We start from the raw sequence: 21788 nt of genomic DNA on the forward strand, positions 1-21788 counted from the left end.
GCGGCGATCTCGCGCAGCGCCTCGCGGAGCCGGTGCCGGACCGCGATCAGCTCGGGGGTGAGCCGCTCGACGAAGCCGATGTCGAACTCCGAGCCGTGGGGGGGGGGGCGGGGGCCCCCCCCCCGCCCCCCCCCCCCCCCCGCGCCTCGCGCGGCCAGAACCTTTCCGAAACGTTTCCGAAACACCATTGTCCTCGTCGATGCGCGATGGAAGCATCGACGGAGCTAGATACCCAACCGAGACGTCCAGTCGTCTTCGCCCCGACGGCCTGGGTGTTGGCCAGTAAGGAGGCCAAGATGGCAATGAGCCCATCCGTTCATCGCGGCGGGAGCCGGCGACGGCGATCACCGGCCGTCCGGGCGCTGCTCGCCGGCGCCGTCAGCGCCGTGACGGTGGCAGCCGTCGCGGTGATGATGCCGTCGGCGAACGCCGCCGCGTCCACGCTGGGCGCCGCCGCCGCGCAGTCGGGCCGCTACTTCGGCACCGCCATCGCGGCGGGCCGGCTCGGCGACTCCACGTACAGCACGATCGCCGGGCGTGAGTTCAACATGATCACGGCTGAGAACGAGATGAAGCCGGACGCGACGCAGCCCCAGCGGGGCCAGTTCAACTTCTCCTCCGGTGACCAGATCTACAACTGGGCGACCCAGCGGGGCTTGAAGGTCCGTGGCCACACGCTGGCGTGGCACGCGCAGCAGCCGGGTTGGATGCAGAGCCTGAACGGCAGCAACCTGCGTCAGGCGATGATCGATCACATCAACGGTGTGATGGCCCACTACCGGGGCAAGCTCGCGGCGTGGGACGTGGTGAACGAGGCGTTCAACGAGGACGGCAGCCGCCGCAGCTCGAACCTGCAGGGCACCGGTAACGACTGGATCGAGGTGGCGTTCCGGACCGCGCGGGCGGCCGACCCGTCGACGAAGCTCTGCTACAACGACTACAACATCGAGAACTGGTCGTACGGCAAGACGCAGGGTGTGTACAACATGATCCGGGACTTCAAGTCCCGGGGTGTGCCGATCGACTGCGTGGGTCTGCAGACCCACTTCACCGGCGGTAGCTCGTTGCCGGGCAACTTCCAGACCACGCTGCAGAACTTCGCGGCGCTGGGTGTGGACGTGGCGCTGACCGAGGTCGACGTGACCAACTCCTCGACCAGCCAGTACGCCGGGCTGACTCAGGCGTGCATCAACGTGCCGCGCTGTATCGGCATCACGGTGTGGGGCGTGCGTGACAGCGACTCGTGGCGCTCGAACGAGAGCCCGCTGCTGTTCGACGGCGGAGGCAACAAGAAGGCCGCGTACAACTCGGTCCTCAACGTCCTCAACGCGGCCGCCCCGACCTCCGGGCCGACCACGACCCCGACCACGGGACCGCCGCCCAGCGGTGGCGCCGGGCGGATCGTCGGAGTGCAGTCGGGCCGGTGCATCGACGTGCCGAACTCCTCGCAGAGCAACGGCACCCGCGTCCAGCTCTACGACTGCAACGGTCAGTCCAACCAGCAGTGGACGTACACCTCCAGCAAGCAGCTGATGGTCTACGGCAGCAAGTGCCTGGACGCGAACGGCGCGGCCACCGGCAACGGCACCGGGATCATCATCTACGACTGCAACGGTCAGTCGAACCAGCAGTGGAACATCAACTCCAACGGCACCATCAGCGGCGTGCAGTCCGGGCGCTGCCTGGACGTCTGGGGCACCGGCAACGGGCAGCAGATCCAGCTGTACGACTGCCACGGGCAGACCAACCAGCAGTGGCGGACCGACTTCGGTGGCGGCACCACGCCCCCGACCACGCCGCCGCCGACCACGACGCCCCCGCCCGGCGGCTGCTCGCTCCCGTCGACCTACCGGTGGTCGTCGACCGGCGCGCTGGCCAACCCGCAGAACGGCTGGGTCTCGCTCAAGGACTTCACGAACGTGGTCTACAACGGCAAGCACCTGGTCTACGGGTCGTACGTCAACAGCAGCGGCCAGTACAGCTCGATGAACTTCAGCCCGTTCACGAACTGGTCCGACATGGCCTCGGCCGGCCAGAACGGGATGAGCCAGGGCACCGTGGCACCCACCCTGCTGTACTTCGCGCCGAAGAACATCTGGGTGCTGGCGTACCAGTGGGGACCGACCTCGTTCAGCTACAAGACGTCGAGCGACCCGACGAACGCCAACGGCTGGTCCTCGGCGCAGACGCTGTCCACCGCCACCCTGCCGGACGCCCCGTACGGCGTCATCGACCAGACCCTGATCGGTGACGACCAGAACATGTACCTCTTCTTCGCCGGGGACAACGGCAAGATCTACCGGTCGAGCATGCCGCTCGGGAACTTCCCGGGCAGCTTCGGTTCGAGCTACACGACGATCATGACCGACTCGACGAACAACCTCTTCGAGGGCGTCGAGGTCTACAAGGTGGCGGGCCAGAACCAGTACCTGATGATCGTCGAGGCGATCGGGAGTCAGGGACGCTACTTCCGGTCGTTCACGTCGAACAGCCTGAGCGGCTCGTGGACCCCGCAGGCCGCCACCGAGAGCAACCCGTTCGCCGGCAAGGCCAACAGCGGCGCGACGTGGACCAACGACATCAGCCACGGTGACCTGGTCCGCACCAACCCCGACCAGACCAAGACCATCGACCCCTGCAACCTGCAGTTCCTGTACCAGGGCAAGAACCCCAGTGCGGGAGGCGACTACAACCTGCTGCCGTGGCGGCCGGGTGTGCTGACCCTCCAGCGCTGACCGTCACACAGCTACCGGAAGACGTGCCCGGCACCCACGTGGTGCCGGGCACGCCCGTTCGTTCAGCCGGCCAGGTCCTCGGCGAGCAGGTCCATCAGCAGCGCGTCGTGCCAGCGCCCGTCCGCGCCGCGCTCGTAGCGGCGCATGATGCCCACCGGGCGGAACCCGACCTTCGCGTACGCCCGGATCGCCGCCGTGTTCGCCGCCGCCGGGTCGATGGTGAACCGGTGGTGGCCGTACTCGTCGATCAGGTGCCGGACCAGCGTGCGGATCGCGTCGCCGCCCAGCCCGGTGCCGCGTACCGCCGGGTCGAGGAAGACGTCCAGGCTGGCGTGGCGGTAGTCCGGGTCGGTCTCGGCGTACCACTGGATCGCGCCGACCAGCCTGCCGTCGTGCTCGACGGCGTAGATCGTCAGCGCGTCGTCGGCCAGGTCGGCCCGGATCGACTCGGCCAGGTCGTCACCGCCACGCCACCAGCGGCGCACCTCCGGGGTGGCCCGGATCGCGGCCAGGGCGGGTACGTCGGCGTCGGTCACCGGCCGCAGCGTCACCGCCCGCCCGCGCAGCACGCCTCAGCCCCGCCGCTCGCCGTGCTCGACGCAGACCGCCGACCAGCCGGCCGGTACGACCTGCACCTTCATCCGCCGACGGCAGGACGCGCACCAGCGCGGCGGCTCCCACGCCCGCGCCGCCTCGCACGCCGGGTGCGGCCCGGCCGTCACCGACTCGCCGCACCTGTCGCACCAGAGCGCGGCGGGGGCGGCCGTGGCGGGGGAGGATTCGGTCACCGCTGCCTCACAGGGTCGCCGAGAGCGCCTTCACCGGCATCTTCAGGTCTTCCAGCAGCTTCAGGTCGGCGTTGGCCGGGCGACCCAGCGTGGTCAGGTAGTTGCCGACGATCACCGCGTTGATGCCGCCCAGCAGGCCGTCGCGGGTGCCCAGGTCACCGAGGGTCAGCTCGCGGCCGCCCGCGTACCTCAGGATCGTGCGCGGCATGGCCAGCCGGAACGCGGCGATGGCGCGTAGCGCGTCCTTGCCCTCCACCACCGGGCGGTCACCCAGCGGCGTGCCGGGGCGCGGGTTGAGGAAGTTCAGCGGCACCTCGTGCGGGTCCAGCTCGGCGAGCTGCGCGGCGAACTCGGCGCGCTGCTCGACCGTCTCGCCGAGGCCGAGGATGCCGCCGCAGCAGACCTCCATGCCGGACTCGCGGACCATCCGCAGCGTCTCCCAGCGCTCCTCCCACGAGTGCGTGGTGACCACGTTCGGGAAGTAGGAGCGGCAGGTCTCCAGGTTGTGGTTGTAGCGGTGCACGCCCATCTCGACCAGCTCGTCGACCTGCTCCTTGGTGAGCATGCCGAGCGAGGCGGCGACCTGGATGTCGACAGCGGCGCGGATGGCGGCCACGCCCTCGCGCATCTGCTTCATCAGCCGGGCGTCCGGACCGCGTACCGCGGCCACGATGCAGAACTCGGTCGCGCCGGTCGCGGCGGTCTGCTTCGCGGCCTCGACCAGCGCCGGGATGTCCAGCCAGACCGAGCGCACCGGCGAGGTGAACAGGCCGGACTGCGAACAGAAGTGGCAGTCCTCCGGGCAGCCGCCGGTCTTCAGCGAGACGATGCCCTCGACCTCGACCTCCGGGCCGCACCAGCGCATCCGGACCTCGTGGGCGAGCTGGAGCGCGGCGGGCAGGTGCTCGTCGGGAAGGTTCAGCACCGCGAGGACACCGGCCTCGTCGAGGCCGACGCCGTTGCCCAGCACCCGCTCCCGGGCCTGGTCGAGGATCTCTGGCATGGCTCGTAACCTAACAGGCCACCGTGAGCGCGGGAAACCACCGCCGCCGGCCCCCCGGCGAGCCGGGACCGCGCCACGCCGGGGCCCTCGGCGCGGGTGGTAACTTCGCCCCGCGGAAGCGCCCGGCGGGGGGCGGGGAGTCGGCGGGAGGGGACGGCACGGTGGCGGACTGGCTGGCGGCCCTGGACCGCCGCGCCGAGCTGCGGGCCCGGGCGGGACTGACCCGCACGCTGCGCCCCCGCGCCGCCGACGACGCCGTGGTCGACCTGGCCGGAAACGACTACCTCGGCCTGGCCACCCACCCCGAGGTCACCGCCGCCGCAGCGCAGGCCCTGTCCGCGTACGGGCTGGGCGCCACCGGGTCACGCCTGGTGCGCGGCTCCACCGACGCCCACCACGCGCTCGAGGACGACCTGGCCGGCTGGCTGGGCGTGGACCGGGCGCTGGTGTTCTCCTCCGGCTACCTGGCCAACCTCGCCGCCGTCCGAGGGCTGACCCAGCCGCGGACGCTGCTCGTCTCCGACGCCCACAACCACGCCTCGCTGATCGACGGCTGCCGGATCTCCGGCGCCGAGACGCTCGTGACGCCGCACGCCGACGTGGCGGCGGTGGCCGCGGCGCTCGCCGCCGCGCCGGGCCGCCCCGCCGTGGTGGTGACCGAGTCGGTCTTCTCCGTCGACGGTGACCTGGCCCCGCTCGCGGAGCTGCACGCGGTGGCCCGCCGCCACGGCGCGCTGCTGCTCGTCGACGACGCGCACGCGCTCGGCGTGACCGGCCCGGCCGGGGCCGGCGGGGTCGCCGCCGCCGGGCTGGCCGGCGCGCCCGACGTGGTGGTCACCGCAACGCTGTCCAAGGCGCTCGGCGGGGCCGGCGGTGTGGTCGCCGGGCCGGCCGAGTTCGTCCGCCACCTGGTGGAGACCGGCCGCACGTTCATCTTCGACACCGCGCCGCCGCCCGCCGTGGTGGCCGGGGTCCGCGCCGCGGTGCGCCTGGCCCGCGACGGCGACGCGCTGCGCGCCGAGCTGGCCGACCGGGTCGCGGCGGCGGTGCGCCGGCTCGGCGCGGCCGGGCTGTCCGTGTCCGCCCCGGACGGCGCCGTGATCTCGGTGACCGCGCCCGGCCCGCAGGAGGCGACCGCCTGGGCCGCCGCCTGCCGGGACCGCGGCGTGGCGGTCGGCTGCTTCCGTCCCCCGTCCACGCCGGACAGCCGTTCCCGGCTGCGGCTCACCGTCAGCGCCGGGGTGGACCGGGCCGGCTTCGAGCGGGCCCTGGACGTGATCGTGGAGTGTGCGCCATGAGCTTCGGCGACGCCTGGACCGGGCCGGTGCTGGTGACCGGCACCGACACCGAGGTCGGCAAGACAGTGGTGACCGCCGCCGTCGCCGCCGCCGCGCAGGCGGCCGGCCTGCGGGTCGCTGTGGTCAAGCCCGGCCAGACGGGTACGGCGACAGGCGAGCCCGGCGACGTCGACGCGGTGACCCGGCTGGCCGCCCCGCTGACCGGCCGGACGCTCGCCAGCTACCCCGACCCGCTGGCCCCGCTGGCCGCGGCCCGGGTGGCGGAGCTGCCGCCGCTGGAGCTGTACAACGCCGTCGACGCGATCCGCGAGGAGGCGGACAAGCACGACCTGGTGCTCGTCGAGGGCGCGGGCGGGCTGCTCGTACCGATGGGGTTGCGCCCGTCCGGCGAGCCGTGGACGGTGGCCGACCTGGCGGTGTCGCTCGGCGCGCCGGCGGTGGTGGTGGCGCGGGCCGGGCTCGGCACGCTCAACCACACCGCGCTGACGCTGGAGGCGCTGGAGCGGCGGGCCGTCCCGGCCGGCGTGGTGATCGGCGCCTGGCCGACCGAGCCGGAACTGGTGCACTGGCTCAACCTGTCCGAGCTGCTGCCGAATCTGCTCGGCGCGGTGCCGGCCGGCGCGGGCGGCATGGACCCCGGTGTGTTCCGCCGGTCCGCGCCCGGCTGGCTCACCCCCGCCCTCTACGGCGTGCTCGACGACTGGCGGGCCTGGGCCGAGGAGACCTGACTTTCGTCGGTGCCCGGCCCGGCCGGGCGTGGGTAGCGTGACCGCCGTGGAACCCCGCGAACGACAGCGCCGGGCCGGTGACCTGCTGCTCTGGGCCGTACTCGCGGCACCCGTCGCGTACGGCCGGCTCACCCCGCCGTGGCACGCGGACGAGCTGCCGCCGCTGGCCGCCGCGCTGGCGCTGCTCGGCACGGCGGTGTGGATCGGCCGCCGGTGGCCGCTGGTCGCGGTGCTCGCGGTGGTGGCCGGCTCGCTCGTCGACGGCAACGTGGTGTTCGCCATCCCGGTCTTCGGCTACCTGGCCGGACGGCGCAGCGAGCGGGCCGCACCGGCCGCCGCCGTCTTCGCCGCCATCGCGGTCACCGGCTCGGTGCTCAACCTCGGGCTGCTCGGCACCGAGCCGTCCACCTGGTTCGTGCTCTCCTCGGTGCTGCTGTTCGCCGGGGTGTTCCCCTGGCTGCTGGGCCGGCTGCGGCGGCAGCACCGCGCGCTCGCCGACGCCGGGCTGCGCCACGCGCAGGCCGAGCGCCGGGCCGAGGTCGAGCGGGTACGCCTGCGCGAGCGGGCCCGCATCGCCCAGGACATGCACGACTCGCTCGGCCACGACCTGAGCCTCATCGCGCTGCGGGCGGGCGCGCTGGAACTGGCGCCGGACCTGTCCCCGGCGCACCGGGCGGCGGCCGGTGAGCTGCGGGCGAGCGTCGCCGCCGCCACCGAACGCCTGCACGACGTGATCGGCGTGCTGCGCGAGGAGCGCACGCTGCGGCCGGCCGGGGAGACGGTCGCCGACGTGGTCGACGGCGCGCGCGACGCCGGGATGACAGTCGACCTGCGCGGCGACGAGGCGGACCTGCCGCCGCTGCCCGCGCACGCGGTGCACCGGGTGGTCCGGGAAGCGCTCACCAACGCCGCCCGCTACGCCCCCGGTGCCCCGGTCACCGTCGAGGTGGCCCGCGCCGAGGGCACTGTGACGGTCGCGGTGGTGAACGCGCCACCGCCGGCCGGTCCGCTGCCCGGGCCGCCGTCGAACGGCTCCGGGCTGCTGGCGCTGCGCGAGCGGGTACGCCTCGCCGGCGGCACCCTGGACGCCGGTCCCCGCGACGGTGGCTGGGCGGTCACCGCACGCGTCCCGCTGGACCGGGCGGCCGGCCCCGGCACACCGGACGCGGACGCCGACCCGCTCGGCGGTGCCGGCGTACCTCGGCGGGGTGAACCGGGGGACGCGGCCCGGCGGCTGCGGGAGGCCCGGCGGCGGGCGCGGCGCAGCCTGCTCGTCGCGATCGGCGCGCCCACCGGGCTCGCACTGGTGCTGGCGCTCGTCTACTACCCGCTCGCCACCGCCGGCGCGGTGCTGGACCGGCCCGGCTACGAACGGCTGCGGCTGGGTGAGCCGCGCGACGCGCTCGGGCTGCCCCGCCGGCAGGCCGACCCGCCCGCGACCGGCGCCGCGCCGGGCTGCGAGTTCTACACCGACGGCAACTTCCCGTTCGCCCAGGCGACCTGGCGGCTCTGTTTCGCCGGCGGGCGGCTGGTCAGCAAGGAGCAGATCGCACCATGAGCGACGACCACGACCGCCCGCTGCGGGTGGTGCTCGCCGACGACGAGGCGCTGGTCCGGGCCGGGGTCCGGGCGATCCTGGCCGCCGACCCGGGCATCGAGGTGGTCGGTGAGGCGGGCGACGGCCTGGCGGCGGTCGAGCTGGTCCGCGCGCACCGCCCCCGGGTGGCGCTGCTGGACATCCGGATGCCCCGCTGCGACGGGCTCAGCGCCGCCGCGCAGATCCGCCGGCTGGTGCCGGAGACGGCGGCGGTCATGCTCACCACGTTCGGCGACGACGACCTGATCGCCCGCGCGCTCGGCCACGGCGCCGCCGGGTTCCTGCTCAAGTCCGGCGACCCGCGCGAACTGCTGGCCGGGGTGCGGGCGGTGGCCGACGGCGGGGCGTACCTGTCGCCGCGGGTGGCGCGCCGGGTGATCGAGCTGAGCGGCGGCCGGCTGGCCCGCGGCCCGTACGCGCGGGACCGGCTGGCCGGGCTGACCGACCGGGAACGCGACGTGCTGGCGCTGGTCGGGGCGGGACTGTCCAACGCCGAGATCGCCCGCCGGCTGCACCTGGTCGAGGGCACCGTGAAGAGCTACCTGACCAGCATCTTCACCCGGCTGGACGTGCGCAACCGGGTGCAGGCGGCGATCCTCGCGTACGAGGCGGGGCTGGTCCCGCCCACCGGCTGACCAGCCCGCCCCCGTTCAGGCGTCGCGCCTCGCCAGCGCCCATCGGCCCAACGCCAGCGCGGCGGCGGCCCAGGCGGCGAGCACCAGCAGCCCCACTGCCGCCGGGTAGGGCTCGGTGTCCCCGGCCAGGAAGTGGTTGCCCGCCACCCCGGGGAACGCGTCGGCGATCCGGGTCAGCACCGTGATGTCCGGCTCCTGCAACGACAGCGGCACGATCATCAGCAGCGCGAACAGGACGGTCAGGGCCAGCACCGCGCCCCGCAGCGCCGCCGCCAGGCCGAGCGCCAGCACACCGATCAGCGCCAGGTACGCCGCGGCGGCCACCACGTCGGCCACCGTCGCGCCCAGCGGGGCGCGGCCCCACTCGCCCAGCACCGGCCGGGCCGTCACCGCGCCGACGGTGCCGAGCAGCAGCCCGACGCCGAACGTCACCGCGCCCACCACCATCGCCTTCGCGGCGAGCACCCGCCCCCGCGACGGTGTGCACCGCAGCGTGGTGCGGATCGTGCCGGTGGTGAACTCGCTGGTGATCGCGAACAGTCCGAGCGCCAGCACCACGTACTGGGTCAGCTCCAGCGATCCGGCCACGATCTCGCCGACGTCCACCACGCCCGGGTTGTCGGCCGGGTCGTCGTCGGTGTTGGCGTTGCGCGCGTAGATGGCGAGCTGGGCGCTCGTGGCCGCCATGGTCAGCACCGCCGCGAGCAGCGTCCACCAGGTGGAGCGGACCGACCAGAGCTTCGTCCACTCGGCGGCCACCGCCCCGGCGAGCGGATGCCCGGTGGTGGGGGCGGGCCGGGCGGTCCGACGGGCCGGGTCGAGCGTGGACGGTGCGGTCATCGGGTGCCACCTCCGGTCGGGCCGGCGGCGTACTCCACGCTGTCGGCGGTCAGCTCCAGGAACGCCTCCTCCAGGGAGGGGGCGACGGGGGTCAGCTCGTGCAGGCGTACCCCCATCTCGTGCGCCAGGTCGCCGACCCGGCCGGCGGTGCTGCCGGCGACGGACATCCCGCCCTCGTCGGCGGTGACAGTCGCGCCCTCGGCGGCCAGCCGGTCGCCGAGGGCGGCGAGCGCGGCCGGCTCGGGGCCGCGTACCCGGACCGACGCGGCGGGGCGGGCGGCGATCAGCTCGGCCAGCGGCGCGTCGGCCACCAGCCGGCCGCGCCCCAGCACCACCACCCGGTCGGCGGTCTGCTGCATCTCGCTCATCAGGTGGCTGGACACGAGGACGGTGCGCCCCTCGTCGGCGAGGCGGCGGGTGAACCCGCGGATCCACCGCACCCCGTCCGGGTCGAGCCCGTTGACCGGCTCGTCGAGCAGCAGCACCGGCGGGTCGCCGAGCAGCGCGCCCGCGATGCCGAGCCGTTGACCCATGCCCAGCGACAGCGCCCGGCCCGGCTTGCCGGCGGCGCGGGCGTCCAGGCCCACCAGGTCGAGCACCTCGGTCACCCGGCGGGCCGGTACGCCGTTGCTGCGTGCCATCGCCCGCAGGTGCGCCATACCGGAGCGGGCCGGGTGCACACCTGTCGCGTCGAGCAGCGCGCCGACCTCGTGCAGCGGGTGCCGCAGCGTGCGGTAGTCCCGGCCGTTGACCAGGGCCTGCCCGGCGGTGGGCCGGTCCAGGCCGAGCACCATCCGCATCGTGGTGGACTTGCCCGCGCCGTTCGGGCCGAGGAATCCGGTGACCTGCCCGGGGCGGATCTCGACGGTCAGGTCGTCGACGGCTGTCACGTCGCCGAACCGTTTCGTCAACGCACGAAGTGTGATCATGCGGCGACGCTATGGGCCGGCGGGGGTGCCACACCGCCGTCGAACGGCAGCGGCCGGCACTGACTTTCGTCAGGTGCGACGGACCACGAACGCGTCCGGCATCCGGAAGGTGAGGTTGTTCGGGCACCACGGTGGACGCACCACAGTCACCCCGTCGAGCAGCGCGGCGGCCTCGGCGACCACCACTGCCGCCTCCATCCGGGCGAGCTGCGCGCCGGCGCAGCGGTGCGGCCCGGCGCCGAAAGCCAGGTGCCGCCGCGAGCCGGGCTGCCCGGGACGGAACTCGCCCGGCGCCTCGACCACGGCCGGATCGCGCCCGGCGCGGGCCAGCCAGGCCACGATGCTGGTGCCCGCCGGTACGCCCACCTCGCCGAGCGTCGTGTCCACTGCTGCCACCCGCCGCCAGGTGACGATCGGCGGCTCCAGTCGCAGCCCCTCCTCGACCACGTCGTCCACGCCGATCTCACCGGTGCGCAGCCCGGCCCGTACCGCCGGTTCGCCGGACAGCCGGTGCAGCAGCAGGGTGAGGAACTGCGAGGTGGTCTCCTGGCCGGCGACCAGCAGGAAGAACAGCGCCCCGACGACCACGTCGGGGGAGTGCCCGGCGTCGCGCAGCCGCGCGGCGAGCCCGCCCCCGGTGGCGGCGAACTCGCGCAGCACGGTGTGGAACCGGCCCACCTCGGCGGCGAGCGCGAGCTGCCGGGAGGAGTCCAGCGGCGCCCAGAACAGCTCCAGCGCGGCCCGGGCGAAGTCCTTGACCGCGCCGACCGGGGCGTCCGGCAGCTCGACCAGCCGGGCCAGTACCAGCAGCGGCAGGTCGGCGGCGAGGCCCGCGTACAGGTCGACCGGGCGGCCCGCGTCCAGCGCCGCCGCCAGCCCCGCCACCCGCTCCCGGACCAGCCCGGTCAGCCACCGGCGCTGGGCGTCCACCCGGTGCGGGTGCAGCGCGTCGGCGACGATGCCGCGGATCTGGGGGTGACTGGCGCCGCCGTTGTTCGCCAGCGTCGGCGGCAGCCGGAACCGGTGCCCGGCGAGGATCCGCAGCGCGGCCACCGGGATCGGCGTGACCGCGTCGAGCGCGTTGTCCGGCCGGAACGTCACCGGGTCGGTGAGCAGCTTGCGGACGAGCGCGTGCCGGGTCACCACCAGGTGCGGCACGCCGACGTGGTCGACCACCGTGGCCGCGTCGGGCCACGGCCCGTCGACGGACTCCCCCCAGCCCCGGAACAGCACGCGGTAACGCTAGCGGCGGGCACCAGGCGGGTTCGGGTCCAGCTCCCAGACGGTGGTGTGCTTCACCCGTACGCTCTCCAGCGCCTCGGACACCGGCACGTCGTACGCGGCCAGCTCGTGGAAGCGCTCGCGCGGAAGGAACGCCCGGCCCGGGTCGCCCACCAGCACCCGGGCACCGGAACGGGCGGCCCGGAGCAGGAAGCGCAGCATCCGGCGGGCCATCGCCTCGCTGTAGAAGACGTCCCCGGCCAGCACCACCTCCGCGTCGCCCGCGTCGGAGTCGAGGATGTCGCCGAGTTCGGCGTCGACGCGTACCCCGTTGGCCTCGGCGTTGAGCGCGACGGCGGCCACGGCCCGCTCGTCCACCTCGACCGCCCGGACGGCGGCGGCGCCGGCGCGGGCGGCGGCGATGGCGACCAGACCGGAGCCGGAGGCCAGGTCGAGCACCCGGCGGCCGGCGACCGTGTCGGGGTGGTCGGTGACGTAACGGGCCAGGCCCTGCCCGCCGGCCCAGGCGAACGCCCAGAACGGCGGCGGCTGGGAGCTGCGGAACTCGCCCTCGGTCAGCTCCCACAGACCGATCGGCTCGTCGGCCTGGTGCAGCCGCACCTCGGGTACGAACGCCACGGGGGCGAGGCGGGCGTGCAGCCGGACGAACGCGGCGGACAGCTCGGACACCGGAGAATTGTGTCCCACACGGGTTCCGGAACCGATCCCGGGCGTGTCGCGGCGAGGTCGTGACCGGTTCACCACGCTCGGTGAAATCGCCCCCGTGTTGTGGCGTTGGATGCGAACACGCCCGTCTACCGGCGTGCCCGGCGCGCTCCTAGCGTTGCCTGTGGACACGACCGAGGGTGAGGAGGCGTGGTGAGCGGCTGGCGGCACGCGCTGCGGATCGGACTGGTACTGACCTTCGTGGCCGGGACCGGGTACGGCGGTGCCCTGCCGGCGCGGGCGGCGGCGGCCTTCTCCACGGAGTTGAGCGGCCTGCCGGACGAGTTCACCGCCGGGAACCGGGTGGAGACGTTGTCCGCCGTGGTGTCCCGCTCCGACGGGGGCGGCTGTGTCAAGGTGCGCTGGTCGATGCTGGTGCGGGTACAGGGCCTGCGGCTGGACCAGCTCAAGGTGGACCGGGTGGAGGACAGCGGCTCGTTCCCGCTGGAGATCCGCACCGAGGGAGACACCGCCCGGCTCACCGACCGGCAGCTCGACCCGGGTGTGCTCTGTCCCGGCCGTACCGTGACCGCCCGCTACCGGGTGGCGTTCGCCGAGGACGTCGGGCGCGGACGGGTGAGTTTCGCCGCCGAGGCGTACGACCCGCAGTTGCGGCTGCTGGCCCGGCGGACCGCCTCCCGTGAGGTGGTGGGGGAGGAGGCGGCGTCGCCGACGCCGGCGCCCACCAGCGCGGAGCCCACCGAAACTCCGACCGACGAGCCGTCTTCCGAGGCACCCGACGAGGAGCCCACTGACGAGCCGACCGACGCCGCGGTGGTGGAGCCGCCCGCGCCCGGTGGAGTGGCCGGGCGGCCGGTGGCGGACCGCGGCGGATTCGGCCTGGTGCAGGCCGCGTTCCTGCTCGGCGGTCTGCTGCTGTTCCTCGGCGCCGGTCTGCTGCTGCGGATGCGCCGCCTGCTGCGCCCGTCCGCGCAGCCCGAGCCGGAGACGCTCCCGCCCCCCTTCGAACGCCCCCGCCCCCGCTGGCACTGACCCGCCCGCGGGCAGGGGTCAGTCGAGCTGGCTGGGTTCCAGGCCCAGTTCCCGGGCTGCCACCAGGCGGATCCACTCGGCGATCTGCCGGCGGGTGATCACCCGCTCGTGCACCGCGAGCTGGACCGCCAGCCCGTCCATCACCGCGCTGATCCGCCAGGCCGCGCCGGCCGGGTCGGGGCAGTCGAACGTGCCCTCGGCGACCCCGGCGCTGATCACCGCGGCCAGATCCTGCCGCCACCGCAGGTCGAGGCGGCGGGAGAGCTTCTCCAGCTCCGGCGTACGCAGCGACTCCGCCCAGCCGTCGATCCACATCGACCAGGAGGTGGCCCGGCCGGTCGGCGCGTAGAGGCGCAGCATCCGGCGCAGCTTGGCCAGCGGCGGGGCGGAGGAGCGCAGTACCGCGTCGAGGCGGGCCAGGTCCTGCTCGACCGCGTACGCGAAGGCCTGCGCGAGCAGCCGGTCCTTCGTCGCGAAGTGGTAGAAGACGAGCGCCTGGCTGACCCCGGCGGCCTCGGCCACGTCCGCGGTGCGGGTGTTGGCGAGCCCCCGTTCCGCGATCACCTCGCAGGCCGTACGCAGCAGCGCGTCCAGGCGGATCTCGGCGGCTCGTCTCGTCACGGCGTTACGGTAACCCATCCGTATGACCACAGGGAGTTACCGAAGCGGCCGGTCGGCGGCGGAACAGTCGGATGCCGGACACTCGCCTCGCCGAGCGGATTCCGCAGGTCGCGGCCCTGCCTGTCGACTTCCGACGGCAGCCACCCAGGCTCCTAGGAAGCCGGCGCCACGCGCCGCCGGCAACACCCGGACGCGCCGGAAGGGGCCCCGATTTGGCAACCGTTCCCGGGCTCGGCTAAAGTTCTCATCCGTCACCGGATAACACCGGGGGCGTGCGGACGTAGCGCAGCTGGTAGCGCATCACCTTGCCAAGGTGAGGGTCGCGGGTTCGAATCCCGTCGTCCGCTCGGAGATGCCGCCACGCAGTTCGGGGGCAACCTCGGTGGAGTGGCCGAGAGGCGAGGCAACGGCCTGCAAAGCCGTGTACACGGGTTCAAATCCCGTCTCCACCTCGCAGTAGACGAGGGCGATTGGCGCAGTGGGAGCGCGCTTCCTTGACACGGAAGAGGTCACTGGTTCAAACCCAGTATCGCCCACCAGCGGAAAGGCCGTGTCGATCAATCGACACGGCCTTTCTCGTCGCCGTCGATCAGTCCAGTACCGCGCCGCCGGCCATTGCCGCGACCGGACCGCCCCACCCAGACTGGCCCGGTGGACGATCAACAGACCCGAGCCCAGCGGTTCCGCGCCCTGCACCAGCCCGGTGACCCACTGATCCTCGTCAACGCCTGGGACGCGCTGAGCGCCCGGATCGTCGCCGCGGCCGGCGCCCGCGCCGTGGCCACCACGAGCGCCGCCGTCGCGTGGAGCCGCGGTGCCCCGGACGGCGACGTGCTCGCCCGGGACACCGCCGTCGACGTGATCCGCCGGGTGGCGGACGCGGTCCGCGTACCGGTCACCGCCGACATCGAATCCGGGTACGGCGACAGTCCCGCCGAGGTCGCCGAGACGATCACCGCGGTGCTCGCCGCCGGGGCCGTCGGCGTCAACGTGGAGGACTCCCGGCACGACGGCGGCGGCCCGCTGCGCCCTGTCGACGAGCAGGTCGCCCGGCTCGCCGCCGTCCGGGCCGCCGCCGACCGCGCCGGCATCCCGCTGTACGTCAACGCGCGGGTGGACACCTGTCTGCGCCGGGTCGGCGGCGTACCCGAGACCGTCGCGCGCGCCGAGGCGTACCTGGCGGCCGGCGCGGACGGGATCTTCGTACCCGGAACCGTGGAGCCGGAGACGGTGGCCGCGCTGGCGGCGGCGATCCCGGCGCCGCTGAACGTGCTGGCCGGACCGGGCGCGCCGCCGATCGCCGAGCTGGCGCGGCTCGGCGTGGCCCGGGTAAGCATCGGACCGGCCGTGGCCGAGGCCGCGTACGCGGTGGCGCAGCGGGCGGCCGCGGAGGTGCTCGGCGCCGGGACGTACGGCGCGCTCGCCGGTGGGCTCGACTTCGACGCGCTGAACGAGCTGATGCGGGGCTGACCCGGCGACGTGGCATCGACTGCGGGACGGGGTACCGGGTTGAATGTGGCGGTGGCCGCGCATCCGATCCGCAGAGCCGCAGCCCGGCGGGGGCGGTGACCGCCTCCGTCCGCCCGGTGCCCGCGTTGCTGGGCCCGCCCGTGGTCACGGGGGCCGCGGCGGGGGCGTGTGTGGCAGCGCTGGCCGCCCTCGGGGCGGCGGGTCACGGCGGGTTCGCTACCGATCCGGCCGGCGCCCTAGCCCTGGCCGTGGCGGCAGTGGCCGCGGCAGTCGCCGCGTCGCGGCTCGCCCGCTCGGGCCACCGCGCCGCCGGCCGGCTGGCGACCGGGCTCGCCGCGTCGCTGCTGGCGTACCTGGGGCTCGCCGTCCTGGCGGTGGCCACCGTCGCGGCCGGCCACCGGTGGGCCGGGCCGGCCGTCGCGGCGTGGAACTCGGCGTGGATCCCGCCGCTCGCGCTGATGCAACTGACCGCCTCGGCCGCCGTCCGCACCGGCACCGTCACCCCGAAGGCGCACCGGTACGTGGGTCTCGTCCTCGGCGCGGCCACGCTCGTCAACGCGCTGCTGACGACGGCGAGCGAGCCGTTCGACGGGTTGCCGACGATCGCGGGGGAGTCGTGGCGTACCGCGCTCGCGCCGGTCGGCGCCGCCGTCACCCTGCTCGGCGTGGCGGCGCTGCTCCTGCTGCCGGTGACGCTCTGGCGGGCCGCCCTCGGCTCGCACCACACCGTGCGGGCACGGCTCGGCGTGGCCGCCGCGGCCACCACCGCGGCGCCGCTGACAGTCGTCTTCTGCCTGCTCCTCGCGGTCGCCCGCGCGCCCGGTGACGTCGAGCCGGCGCTGGGCTCGGTCGCCTTCCTGGTGGCCCTGTCCGGCGCCGCCGTGTTCGCCGCCGCCTGCGCGGTCACCGCCGCCCGGGGCGCCACCGAGGCCCGCCGGGTCGGCACTGTGGTGCGCGCCGCCGGCCTGGCCGCCGCGGCCCTGCTGGTGGTCGGCGCCGGCACGCTCGTGGCCGCTCCCGGCTCGTCCCTCGGCCCGACATCGGTCGCCCTGGTCGTGTCGGCGCTGACAGTCGTCGTCGGCGGCGGGGCGTGGGCCGGTACCGGCCGGCTGGCGGCGCTGCTCACCGCCGCGCCCACAGCGCCGCCGGTGACGCCGCACAGCGGAGCAGAGGGTACGGAGACAGGCAGCGCGGCGGGCACGGCGGACGTCGCCGGGCCGGCGGACCCGGCCGGTGGGGCAGCCTCGCCGGAGGTGTCCGGCACGGGGGTGTCCGCCGGGGCGGGCGCGGCATCGGTCGGCGGGCTGACGGCACGCGAGCGCGAGGTGCTCGCCGCGCTCACCGAAGGCGCCAGCAACGCGGGGATCGCGGCGCAGCTCGTGGTCTCCGAGCGGACCGTCGACGCCCACCTGCGCGCCATCTTCGTCAAGCTCGGCCTGACCCCGGGCGGCGACACGAACCGGCGGGTACGGGCGGCGCGGATCTGGCTGGAGCACGCGCGACAGCCGCGCTGAGCAGGGACTTTCCGAAGATAGGTGCTGAGGCCGATGCCCGTGCCGGCGGTACCTCGGCACGGTGGGGCGACACCTGAATCGACGGAGGCTCCCACAGTGCCCGTACCGAAGTTGCGCCGCGCCGCGCTCGTCGCCCTTTTCGTCCTGCTCCTGGTGGCCCTGGCCGGCCGTACCCTGTTCATGTTGTGGGAGCCGCCGTTCGACGGCGCGATCCACTACGACGACGTCCGTGAGCTGGGGTCCGCGTACTGGCCGATGAACCTCTACCTGGGCGGGCCCGCGTACGCCGTGTCGTGGATCGCCGCGGCGGTGTTCATCGTCGGGCTGGCCCGGGGCCGCGCGGGCGTGCTGAACCTGGTGGGGGCCTTCCTGGCCGGCCTCGGCGGGGTGGTGTTCGCGCTGGCGATCACCGCCGAGGTGCTGCCGTTCGCCTACGCCGCCGACCCGGCCGTCCTGCCGGAGCAGCAGGGACGCGCGTTGTTCGACGCTTTCAACGATCAGTTGGACGGGCTGCTCCCGGCCATCCTCGGCAGTCAGGTGGCGATCGTCCTCGGCATGGTCCTGGCGCTCGTCGGCATCCTGATCGGCCGGACCATGCCGCGCCCGCTGGTCGTCGCCGGGCTCGTCTACGTCGTGGCGTTCGTCCTGGTGCCGCAGGACGCCGGTCGTGCGGTGGTCGTCGCGAGCTACCTGGTGCAGGTGGCGCTGGTGGCCGCGATCGGCTGGTACGGGCTGCGGGCCGCCACCGACCGCGCCGCCACCGACCGCGCCGCCACCGACCGCGCCGTGACCGACGGCGAGCGGCCGTAGCAGAGCGGGCCGGCCGGATCGGGTGATCCGGCCGGCCCGATCCGGGACCGATCAGCTCCGTCGGCCCCGGTCACTGTCACATCGGCGGGGCGACGTCCCGGCGCTCCTCGACGCGGCGGTACTCCACCGGCTGCTCGGCGGTGGTCGTGACCACCTGGCGACGACGGCCCCACACCAGCGTGGTCATGATGAGGCCGAGGACGCCGGCCGCCATCAGGATCCAGCCGACGACGTCGAGGTCGACCCCGCCGACGCTGGCGTTGAGCGCGAACGTGAGGATCGCGCCGACCGCGATCAGGAAAATGCTCGTACCGATACCCACGACAGCCTCCTTCGGGGGGATGGTTGTGCTGTCACCGGCCTCAGTACCCCGGCGGCGAGCAGCGCAACCACACGGCCACCCGGCGCGGCGGGGGTCTGCCGCACGGCGATCTTGGCATCGGGTAGAGTTCACCACGTCGCCGGTGCGAACCGGCGGCACGCGGACGTAGCGCAGCTGGTAGCGCATCACCTTGCCAAGGTGAGGGTCGCGGGTTCGAATCCCGTCGTCCGCTCGCGATCACCCCGGGCGATTGGCGCAGTGGGAGCGCGCTTCCTTGACACGGAAGAGGTCACTGGTTCAAACCCAGTATCGCCCACCGAGAGTCACCCTCCCCGCCTGCCGGCGCCGCCGGTCGATCGGCGGACGTATCCCCTCGGACGGTTCGTACCGGCCACATCGGTCACCCGGCTCGACCGTGCGGGTTATTCAGCCGCTGCCACCACGCGTGTCACTGTGATGCCCGATACGCAGGGAGGCGGTCACATGGCAACGATCGAGCGGGGACGGTGGCGGCGGACGGCCGCACGATTAGGGGTGGCGACTGTCGTCGCGGCGGCCGGGGTGACGGTCTCGGCCGCGCCCGCGCAGGCCACCGCGACGCGGACGGTGGCGTTCTTCAGCATGGACGAGCCGGCGTCGTCGACGGTGCTGACCGACTACAGCGGCAACGGCCGTCACGGCACGATCGGCGACGAGGTGGTCACCGGCGCGCTCTACGCCGGGGCGACCGGGCACCGCTTCGCCACCCACCTGCCCACCGACAAGGAGTACGTCCCGGGCCACGTCGACCTGGTGCCGCACACCACCGACTTCAACCCGGACGCCGGGGACTTCTCGCTGACCATCCGCTACCGGACCACGTACTCCTTCGGGAACATCCTCCAGAAGGGACAGGGCAACACGGCCGGCGGCTACTGGAAGTTCGAGGCGCCGAACGGCAAGCCGAAGTGCCTGTTCCGGGGCGCGGACGGCGCCTCCCGTACCGGCTACACGGACGTGCCGATCTCCGACGGCCAGTGGCACACGGTCACCTGCAACCGCACCTCCGCGTACGTGGAGATGTACGTCGACGGCGTGCGGACCAGCCGCCTCAACGGGCCGACCGGCACCATCGCCAACACCTGGCCGCTGTCCGTCGGCGGCAAGAGCCAGTGCGACGGTACGAAGGTCACCTGCGACTACTTCGCCGGCGACATCGACTACGTGAAGATCCTGAAGGGATCGGGTGGCCCGGCCAACCAGGCGCCGGTAGCGGCGCTGACGCCCACCTGCTCCGGGCTGGTGTGCACGTTCTCCGGCGCGGCCTCCACCGACGCCGACGGCGCGATCCAGGACCACAGCTGGGCGTTCGGCGACGGGGACACCACCGGCACGGCCTCGGTACCGACCACGTCCCACACGTACGCGACAGCCGGCACCTACCCGGTCACGCTCACCGTCACCGACGACCGGGGCGCCACCGGCACCGCGACAGTCGACGTGACTGTCGCGCCCGTACCGGAGCAGATCTCGTTCGTCGGCCAGGCCACCGCGAACGCCAACTGGACCAGCCACACGGTCACCGTCCCGGCGGGCGTTCAGGCCGGTGACACGCTGCTGCTCGTGCTCAGCCAGAACACGCACACCGGCACCGGCGAGCCGACCGGGGTGACCGGCTGGACCCGGCTCGACCGTCTCGACGGCGGCTTCGCCACCACCACCGCCTGGTGGAAGACCGCGAACGCCGGTGACGCCGGCAGTGCGGTCCGGGTGACGCTGGACAGTCAGGCGAAGGGCAACCTGGTGCTGGCCGCGTACCGGGGTGTCGCACCGGGCGCGCCCGTCTTCACCAGGGCGACCGACCCGGCGAGCACCGCCACCCGGATCACCCCGTACGCGCCGGTGACGACGGCGCAGAGCTGGGCCGTGTCGTACTGGCTGCACGGCGACAGCACCTCCACCGCACTCACCCCGCCGTCCGGCGTGGCGGTGCGCAGCAACTCCTCGCAGACCGGCGGCGGCCGGGTGACCGGCCTGCTCGCCGACTCGGCGAGCAGCGTGCCGACCGGCAGCTACGGCGGCCTCACCGCCACCGGCGCCGCGGCCAGCACGACCACCACCACGTGGACGTTCGTGCTGCCCCCGGCCTGACCCATCGGGTACGCGTGAAGGCCGGCACCCCGTTGGTTCGGGGTGCCGGCCTTCAGCTTGTGTCTGTTACTTGTTCGTCTTAGCTGTTCCAGTGCTGGGCGACGAGGTCGGCGGCCTGCTGTTCCCACTGGGCGTAGTGGTCGGGGTAGGCCGACACCTGGACGGTCTGGGCGGCCTTGGTCAGCGGCATGTCCTTCCAGCCGTCGACCTGCTTCAGACCCTTCAGGAACGCCGTGGTGGAGTACTCCGGGTCGGTGATCTGCTCCACCGTGCCCCAACCACTGGAGGGGCGCTGCTGGAACAGGCCCTGCGAGTCGTGGTCGTTACGGTCACCGAGGTGGCCGAGGTTCTCCAGCTTCGACTCCTGCAGCGCGGTGGCGATGGAGACGACCGCGGCACGCTCGTCCATGCCGGCCTTCTTCGTCGCCGCGATGATCGCCTTGACGTTCTTGGTCTGCTCGTCGTTCAACGCGATCCGCGACTGCTCACCCTGCACGCCATGCGGGATCAGCTTGTCACCCTGCACCGCGACACTCACCGGCTTCACGCTCGCGGTCGTGTCGGCCGCGTGGGCGGCGACCGGACCGGCGAACACGCCACCGGTGAAAGCCAGACCAGCAATACCCAGAACGCTCTTGCGCAGAATCGTGTTCATCACAAGTGCTCCATTCGGGGGTCGACGCACCCGGGGGGATGCGTGGCACCGTCAGGCGCTCAAAAAGTCTTCGGGGGATCCCGGCTGCTCGCGGGGCACAGGGGGGTGCCTCTACGCGGCGCCGGAAGCATGTCCAACGACCTCGGCCCCGGCATCATTCCCGGGCCCCTCACGCCACCGGCGGGGCGGCTCGGGGTTCACGTCGTCGGAACCATGTTCAACGACCAGCCCGCCACCGGGATGATTCCCGCGCTCACGGACGCCGCCCCGCTCGCGGGGCACCGCCGGTGCTCGGTCGTTCACCCGGTTACAACGCCACCCACCCGCCCACGATTCCGCCGCCAGAGTGCCGCCCGCCACCCCCGACCCGGACACCCCCGCACACACGCCGAACCGGGCACCACGCGGACCCGCCGAACCGGACACCACGCCGACAAGCTGCCCGGCACTCCCGCCTTCCCGAGCCGCAGCAGCGCCTCGGAGCCCTCTCACCAGCGCGACCTCCCATCACCTGAGACACATAGTCCGTATCCCGAGAGCAGTCGAAGATCTTGGTACGAAAGTGCCCCCATAGGGGCCGTTTCGCACCAAGATCTCCGGACGGCTCGGGTCGCCGAGGCGGGGGAGAGGGCGCGCGGCAGAGTGGCTGCCCCCGCCGGCATGCTCTGCATCGCGTGCACCGGCTCGCACCACACGCATCCCGCCCGACTGGTGGGGGGGGGGGGTGGGGGGGGGGGGGCGGGAGCCGCCCACCCGCCCCCCCCCCACGAAGA

General features: G+C 73.9%; 20 protein-coding genes and 5 tRNA genes. 15 read left to right on the forward strand and 10 right to left on the reverse strand.

The genetic code is table 11. The annotated features are described in order from the left end of the window. Positions 1-296: 296 nt before the first annotated feature. A complete protein-coding gene (locus tag SM452_RS27715) occupies positions 297-2735 on the forward strand; it encodes a non-reducing end alpha-L-arabinofuranosidase family hydrolase (RefSeq protein ID WP_463841013.1) in 2439 nt (812 codons plus the stop codon). A 62-nt stretch (positions 2736-2797) separates the two neighbouring features. Here SM452_RS27715 and SM452_RS27720 read toward each other — a convergent pair whose 3' ends face one another. Genes SM452_RS27720 through bioB form a run of 3 tightly spaced genes read right to left on the reverse strand, consistent with a single transcriptional unit; the run spans position 2798 to position 4526 of the window. After that, positions 2798-3304 (reverse strand): GNAT family N-acetyltransferase, encoded by a 507-nt coding sequence (locus SM452_RS27720; protein WP_262016342.1) that lies wholly within the window; start codon positions 3302-3304, stop codon positions 2798-2800. A gap of 3 nt (positions 3305-3307) precedes the next feature. Next, entirely contained in the window at positions 3308-3523 is a 216-nt protein-coding gene (gene bsaP, locus SM452_RS27725) for a biotin synthase auxiliary protein BsaP (RefSeq protein WP_194803251.1), read from the reverse strand. A gap of 7 nt (positions 3524-3530) precedes the next feature. Beyond that, the gene (bioB, locus tag SM452_RS27730) at positions 3531-4526 is read right to left on the reverse strand and encodes a biotin synthase BioB (RefSeq protein WP_262016343.1); all 996 of its coding nucleotides are present in this window, start codon (positions 4524-4526) and stop codon (positions 3531-3533) included. Positions 4527-4687: 161 nt separating this feature from the next. On the opposite strand from bioB, the gene SM452_RS27735 reads away from it, so the two are divergent. The 4 genes from SM452_RS27735 to SM452_RS27750 are packed head-to-tail and all read left to right on the forward strand — an operon-like array spanning position 4688 to position 8784. Further along, positions 4688-5824, forward strand: a complete 1137-nt coding sequence (locus SM452_RS27735) for an 8-amino-7-oxononanoate synthase (RefSeq protein WP_463841014.1) — start codon at positions 4688-4690, stop codon at positions 5822-5824. Continuing rightward, positions 5821-6552 carry a dethiobiotin synthase gene (gene bioD / locus SM452_RS27740; protein ID WP_463841015.1) on the forward strand — a complete coding sequence of 244 codons (732 nt, stop codon included), beginning with the start codon at positions 5821-5823 and terminating at the stop codon, positions 6550-6552. The genes SM452_RS27735 and bioD overlap by 4 nt, the downstream gene beginning before the upstream one ends. Positions 6553-6598: 46 nt before the next feature. Beyond that, positions 6599-8110: a sensor histidine kinase gene (locus SM452_RS27745; protein WP_262016345.1), complete on the forward strand. Its 1512-nt coding sequence runs from the start codon at positions 6599-6601 to the stop codon at positions 8108-8110. Beyond that, positions 8107-8784, forward strand: a complete 678-nt coding sequence (locus tag SM452_RS27750; RefSeq protein WP_194803247.1) for a response regulator — start codon at positions 8107-8109, stop codon at positions 8782-8784. The genes SM452_RS27745 and SM452_RS27750 overlap by 4 nt, the downstream gene beginning before the upstream one ends. A 15-nt stretch (positions 8785-8799) precedes the next feature. Here the strand turns inward: SM452_RS27750 and SM452_RS27755 are convergent, their stop codons facing one another. From SM452_RS27755 to SM452_RS27770, 4 genes are all read right to left on the reverse strand, one after another. Further along, the gene (locus SM452_RS27755; RefSeq protein ID WP_366623106.1) at positions 8800-9624 is read right to left on the reverse strand and encodes an ABC transporter permease; all 825 of its coding nucleotides are present in this window, start codon (positions 9622-9624) and stop codon (positions 8800-8802) included. After that, entirely contained in the window at positions 9621-10553 is a 933-nt protein-coding gene (locus SM452_RS27760) for an ABC transporter ATP-binding protein (protein ID WP_262016348.1), read from the reverse strand. Before SM452_RS27760 ends, SM452_RS27755 begins: the two co-directional genes overlap by 4 nt. Positions 10554-10622: 69 nt before the next feature. Next, positions 10623-11786 carry a cytochrome P450 gene (locus SM452_RS27765; protein WP_463841016.1) on the reverse strand — a complete coding sequence of 388 codons (1164 nt, stop codon included), beginning with the start codon at positions 11784-11786 and terminating at the stop codon, positions 10623-10625. 9 nt (positions 11787-11795) lie between these two features. Next, positions 11796-12464 (reverse strand): class I SAM-dependent methyltransferase, encoded by a 669-nt coding sequence (locus tag SM452_RS27770; protein ID WP_355514292.1) that lies wholly within the window; start codon positions 12462-12464, stop codon positions 11796-11798. A 189-nt stretch (positions 12465-12653) separates the two neighbouring features. On the opposite strand from SM452_RS27770, the gene SM452_RS27775 reads away from it, so the two are divergent. Beyond that, positions 12654-13493, forward strand: coding sequence for a hypothetical protein (locus SM452_RS27775; protein ID WP_262016350.1), 840 nt, complete (start codon positions 12654-12656; stop codon positions 13491-13493). Between the two features lie 18 nt (positions 13494-13511). Here SM452_RS27775 and SM452_RS27780 read toward each other — a convergent pair whose 3' ends face one another. Further along, on the reverse strand, positions 13512-14114 hold the full coding sequence (locus SM452_RS27780; protein WP_262016351.1) for a TetR/AcrR family transcriptional regulator: 603 nt from the start codon (positions 14112-14114) through the stop codon (positions 13512-13514). Between the two features lie 274 nt (positions 14115-14388). On the opposite strand from SM452_RS27780, the gene SM452_RS27785 reads away from it, so the two are divergent. The 6 genes from SM452_RS27785 to SM452_RS27810 all read left to right on the forward strand — a co-directional run bounded on the left by SM452_RS27785 (position 14389) and on the right by SM452_RS27810 (position 17908). Then, positions 14389-14461 (forward strand) — tRNA-Gly (locus SM452_RS27785). Between the two features lie 34 nt (positions 14462-14495). Continuing rightward, positions 14496-14566, forward strand: a tRNA-Cys gene (locus SM452_RS27790). A 12-nt stretch (positions 14567-14578) separates the two neighbouring features. After that, positions 14579-14653: transfer RNA gene (locus SM452_RS27795), tRNA-Val, on the forward strand. A 112-nt stretch (positions 14654-14765) separates the two neighbouring features. After that, positions 14766-15584, forward strand: coding sequence for an isocitrate lyase/PEP mutase family protein (locus SM452_RS27800; protein ID WP_262016352.1), 819 nt, complete (start codon positions 14766-14768; stop codon positions 15582-15584). 170 nt (positions 15585-15754) lie between these two features. Next, a complete protein-coding gene (locus SM452_RS27805; RefSeq protein ID WP_463841017.1) occupies positions 15755-17098 on the forward strand; it encodes a response regulator transcription factor in 1344 nt (447 codons plus the stop codon). Between the two features lie 96 nt (positions 17099-17194). Beyond that, positions 17195-17908: a hypothetical protein gene (locus SM452_RS27810; RefSeq protein ID WP_355514285.1), complete on the forward strand. Its 714-nt coding sequence runs from the start codon at positions 17195-17197 to the stop codon at positions 17906-17908. Between the two features lie 76 nt (positions 17909-17984). Here the strand turns inward: SM452_RS27810 and SM452_RS27815 are convergent, their stop codons facing one another. Further along, a complete protein-coding gene (locus SM452_RS27815; RefSeq protein WP_013284878.1) occupies positions 17985-18230 on the reverse strand; it encodes a DUF6458 family protein in 246 nt (81 codons plus the stop codon). Positions 18231-18389: 159 nt separating this feature from the next. Here SM452_RS27815 and SM452_RS27820 point away from each other — a divergent pair. The 3 genes from SM452_RS27820 (at position 18390) to SM452_RS27830 (ending at position 20360) form a co-directional block, all read left to right on the forward strand. Beyond that, a tRNA-Gly gene (locus tag SM452_RS27820) sits at positions 18390-18462 on the forward strand. A 12-nt stretch (positions 18463-18474) separates the two neighbouring features. Beyond that, positions 18475-18546: transfer RNA gene (locus tag SM452_RS27825), tRNA-Val, on the forward strand. A 167-nt stretch (positions 18547-18713) separates the two neighbouring features. Further along, on the forward strand, positions 18714-20360 hold the full coding sequence (locus SM452_RS27830; protein WP_463841018.1) for a PKD domain-containing protein: 1647 nt from the start codon (positions 18714-18716) through the stop codon (positions 20358-20360). A 79-nt stretch (positions 20361-20439) separates the two neighbouring features. Here SM452_RS27830 and SM452_RS27835 read toward each other — a convergent pair whose 3' ends face one another. Then, the gene (locus SM452_RS27835; RefSeq protein WP_463841019.1) at positions 20440-21015 is read right to left on the reverse strand and encodes a hypothetical protein; all 576 of its coding nucleotides are present in this window, start codon (positions 21013-21015) and stop codon (positions 20440-20442) included. Positions 21016-21788 lie beyond the last annotated feature (773 nt).

This window comes from Micromonospora sp. SYSU B005 (assembly GCF_055362685.1).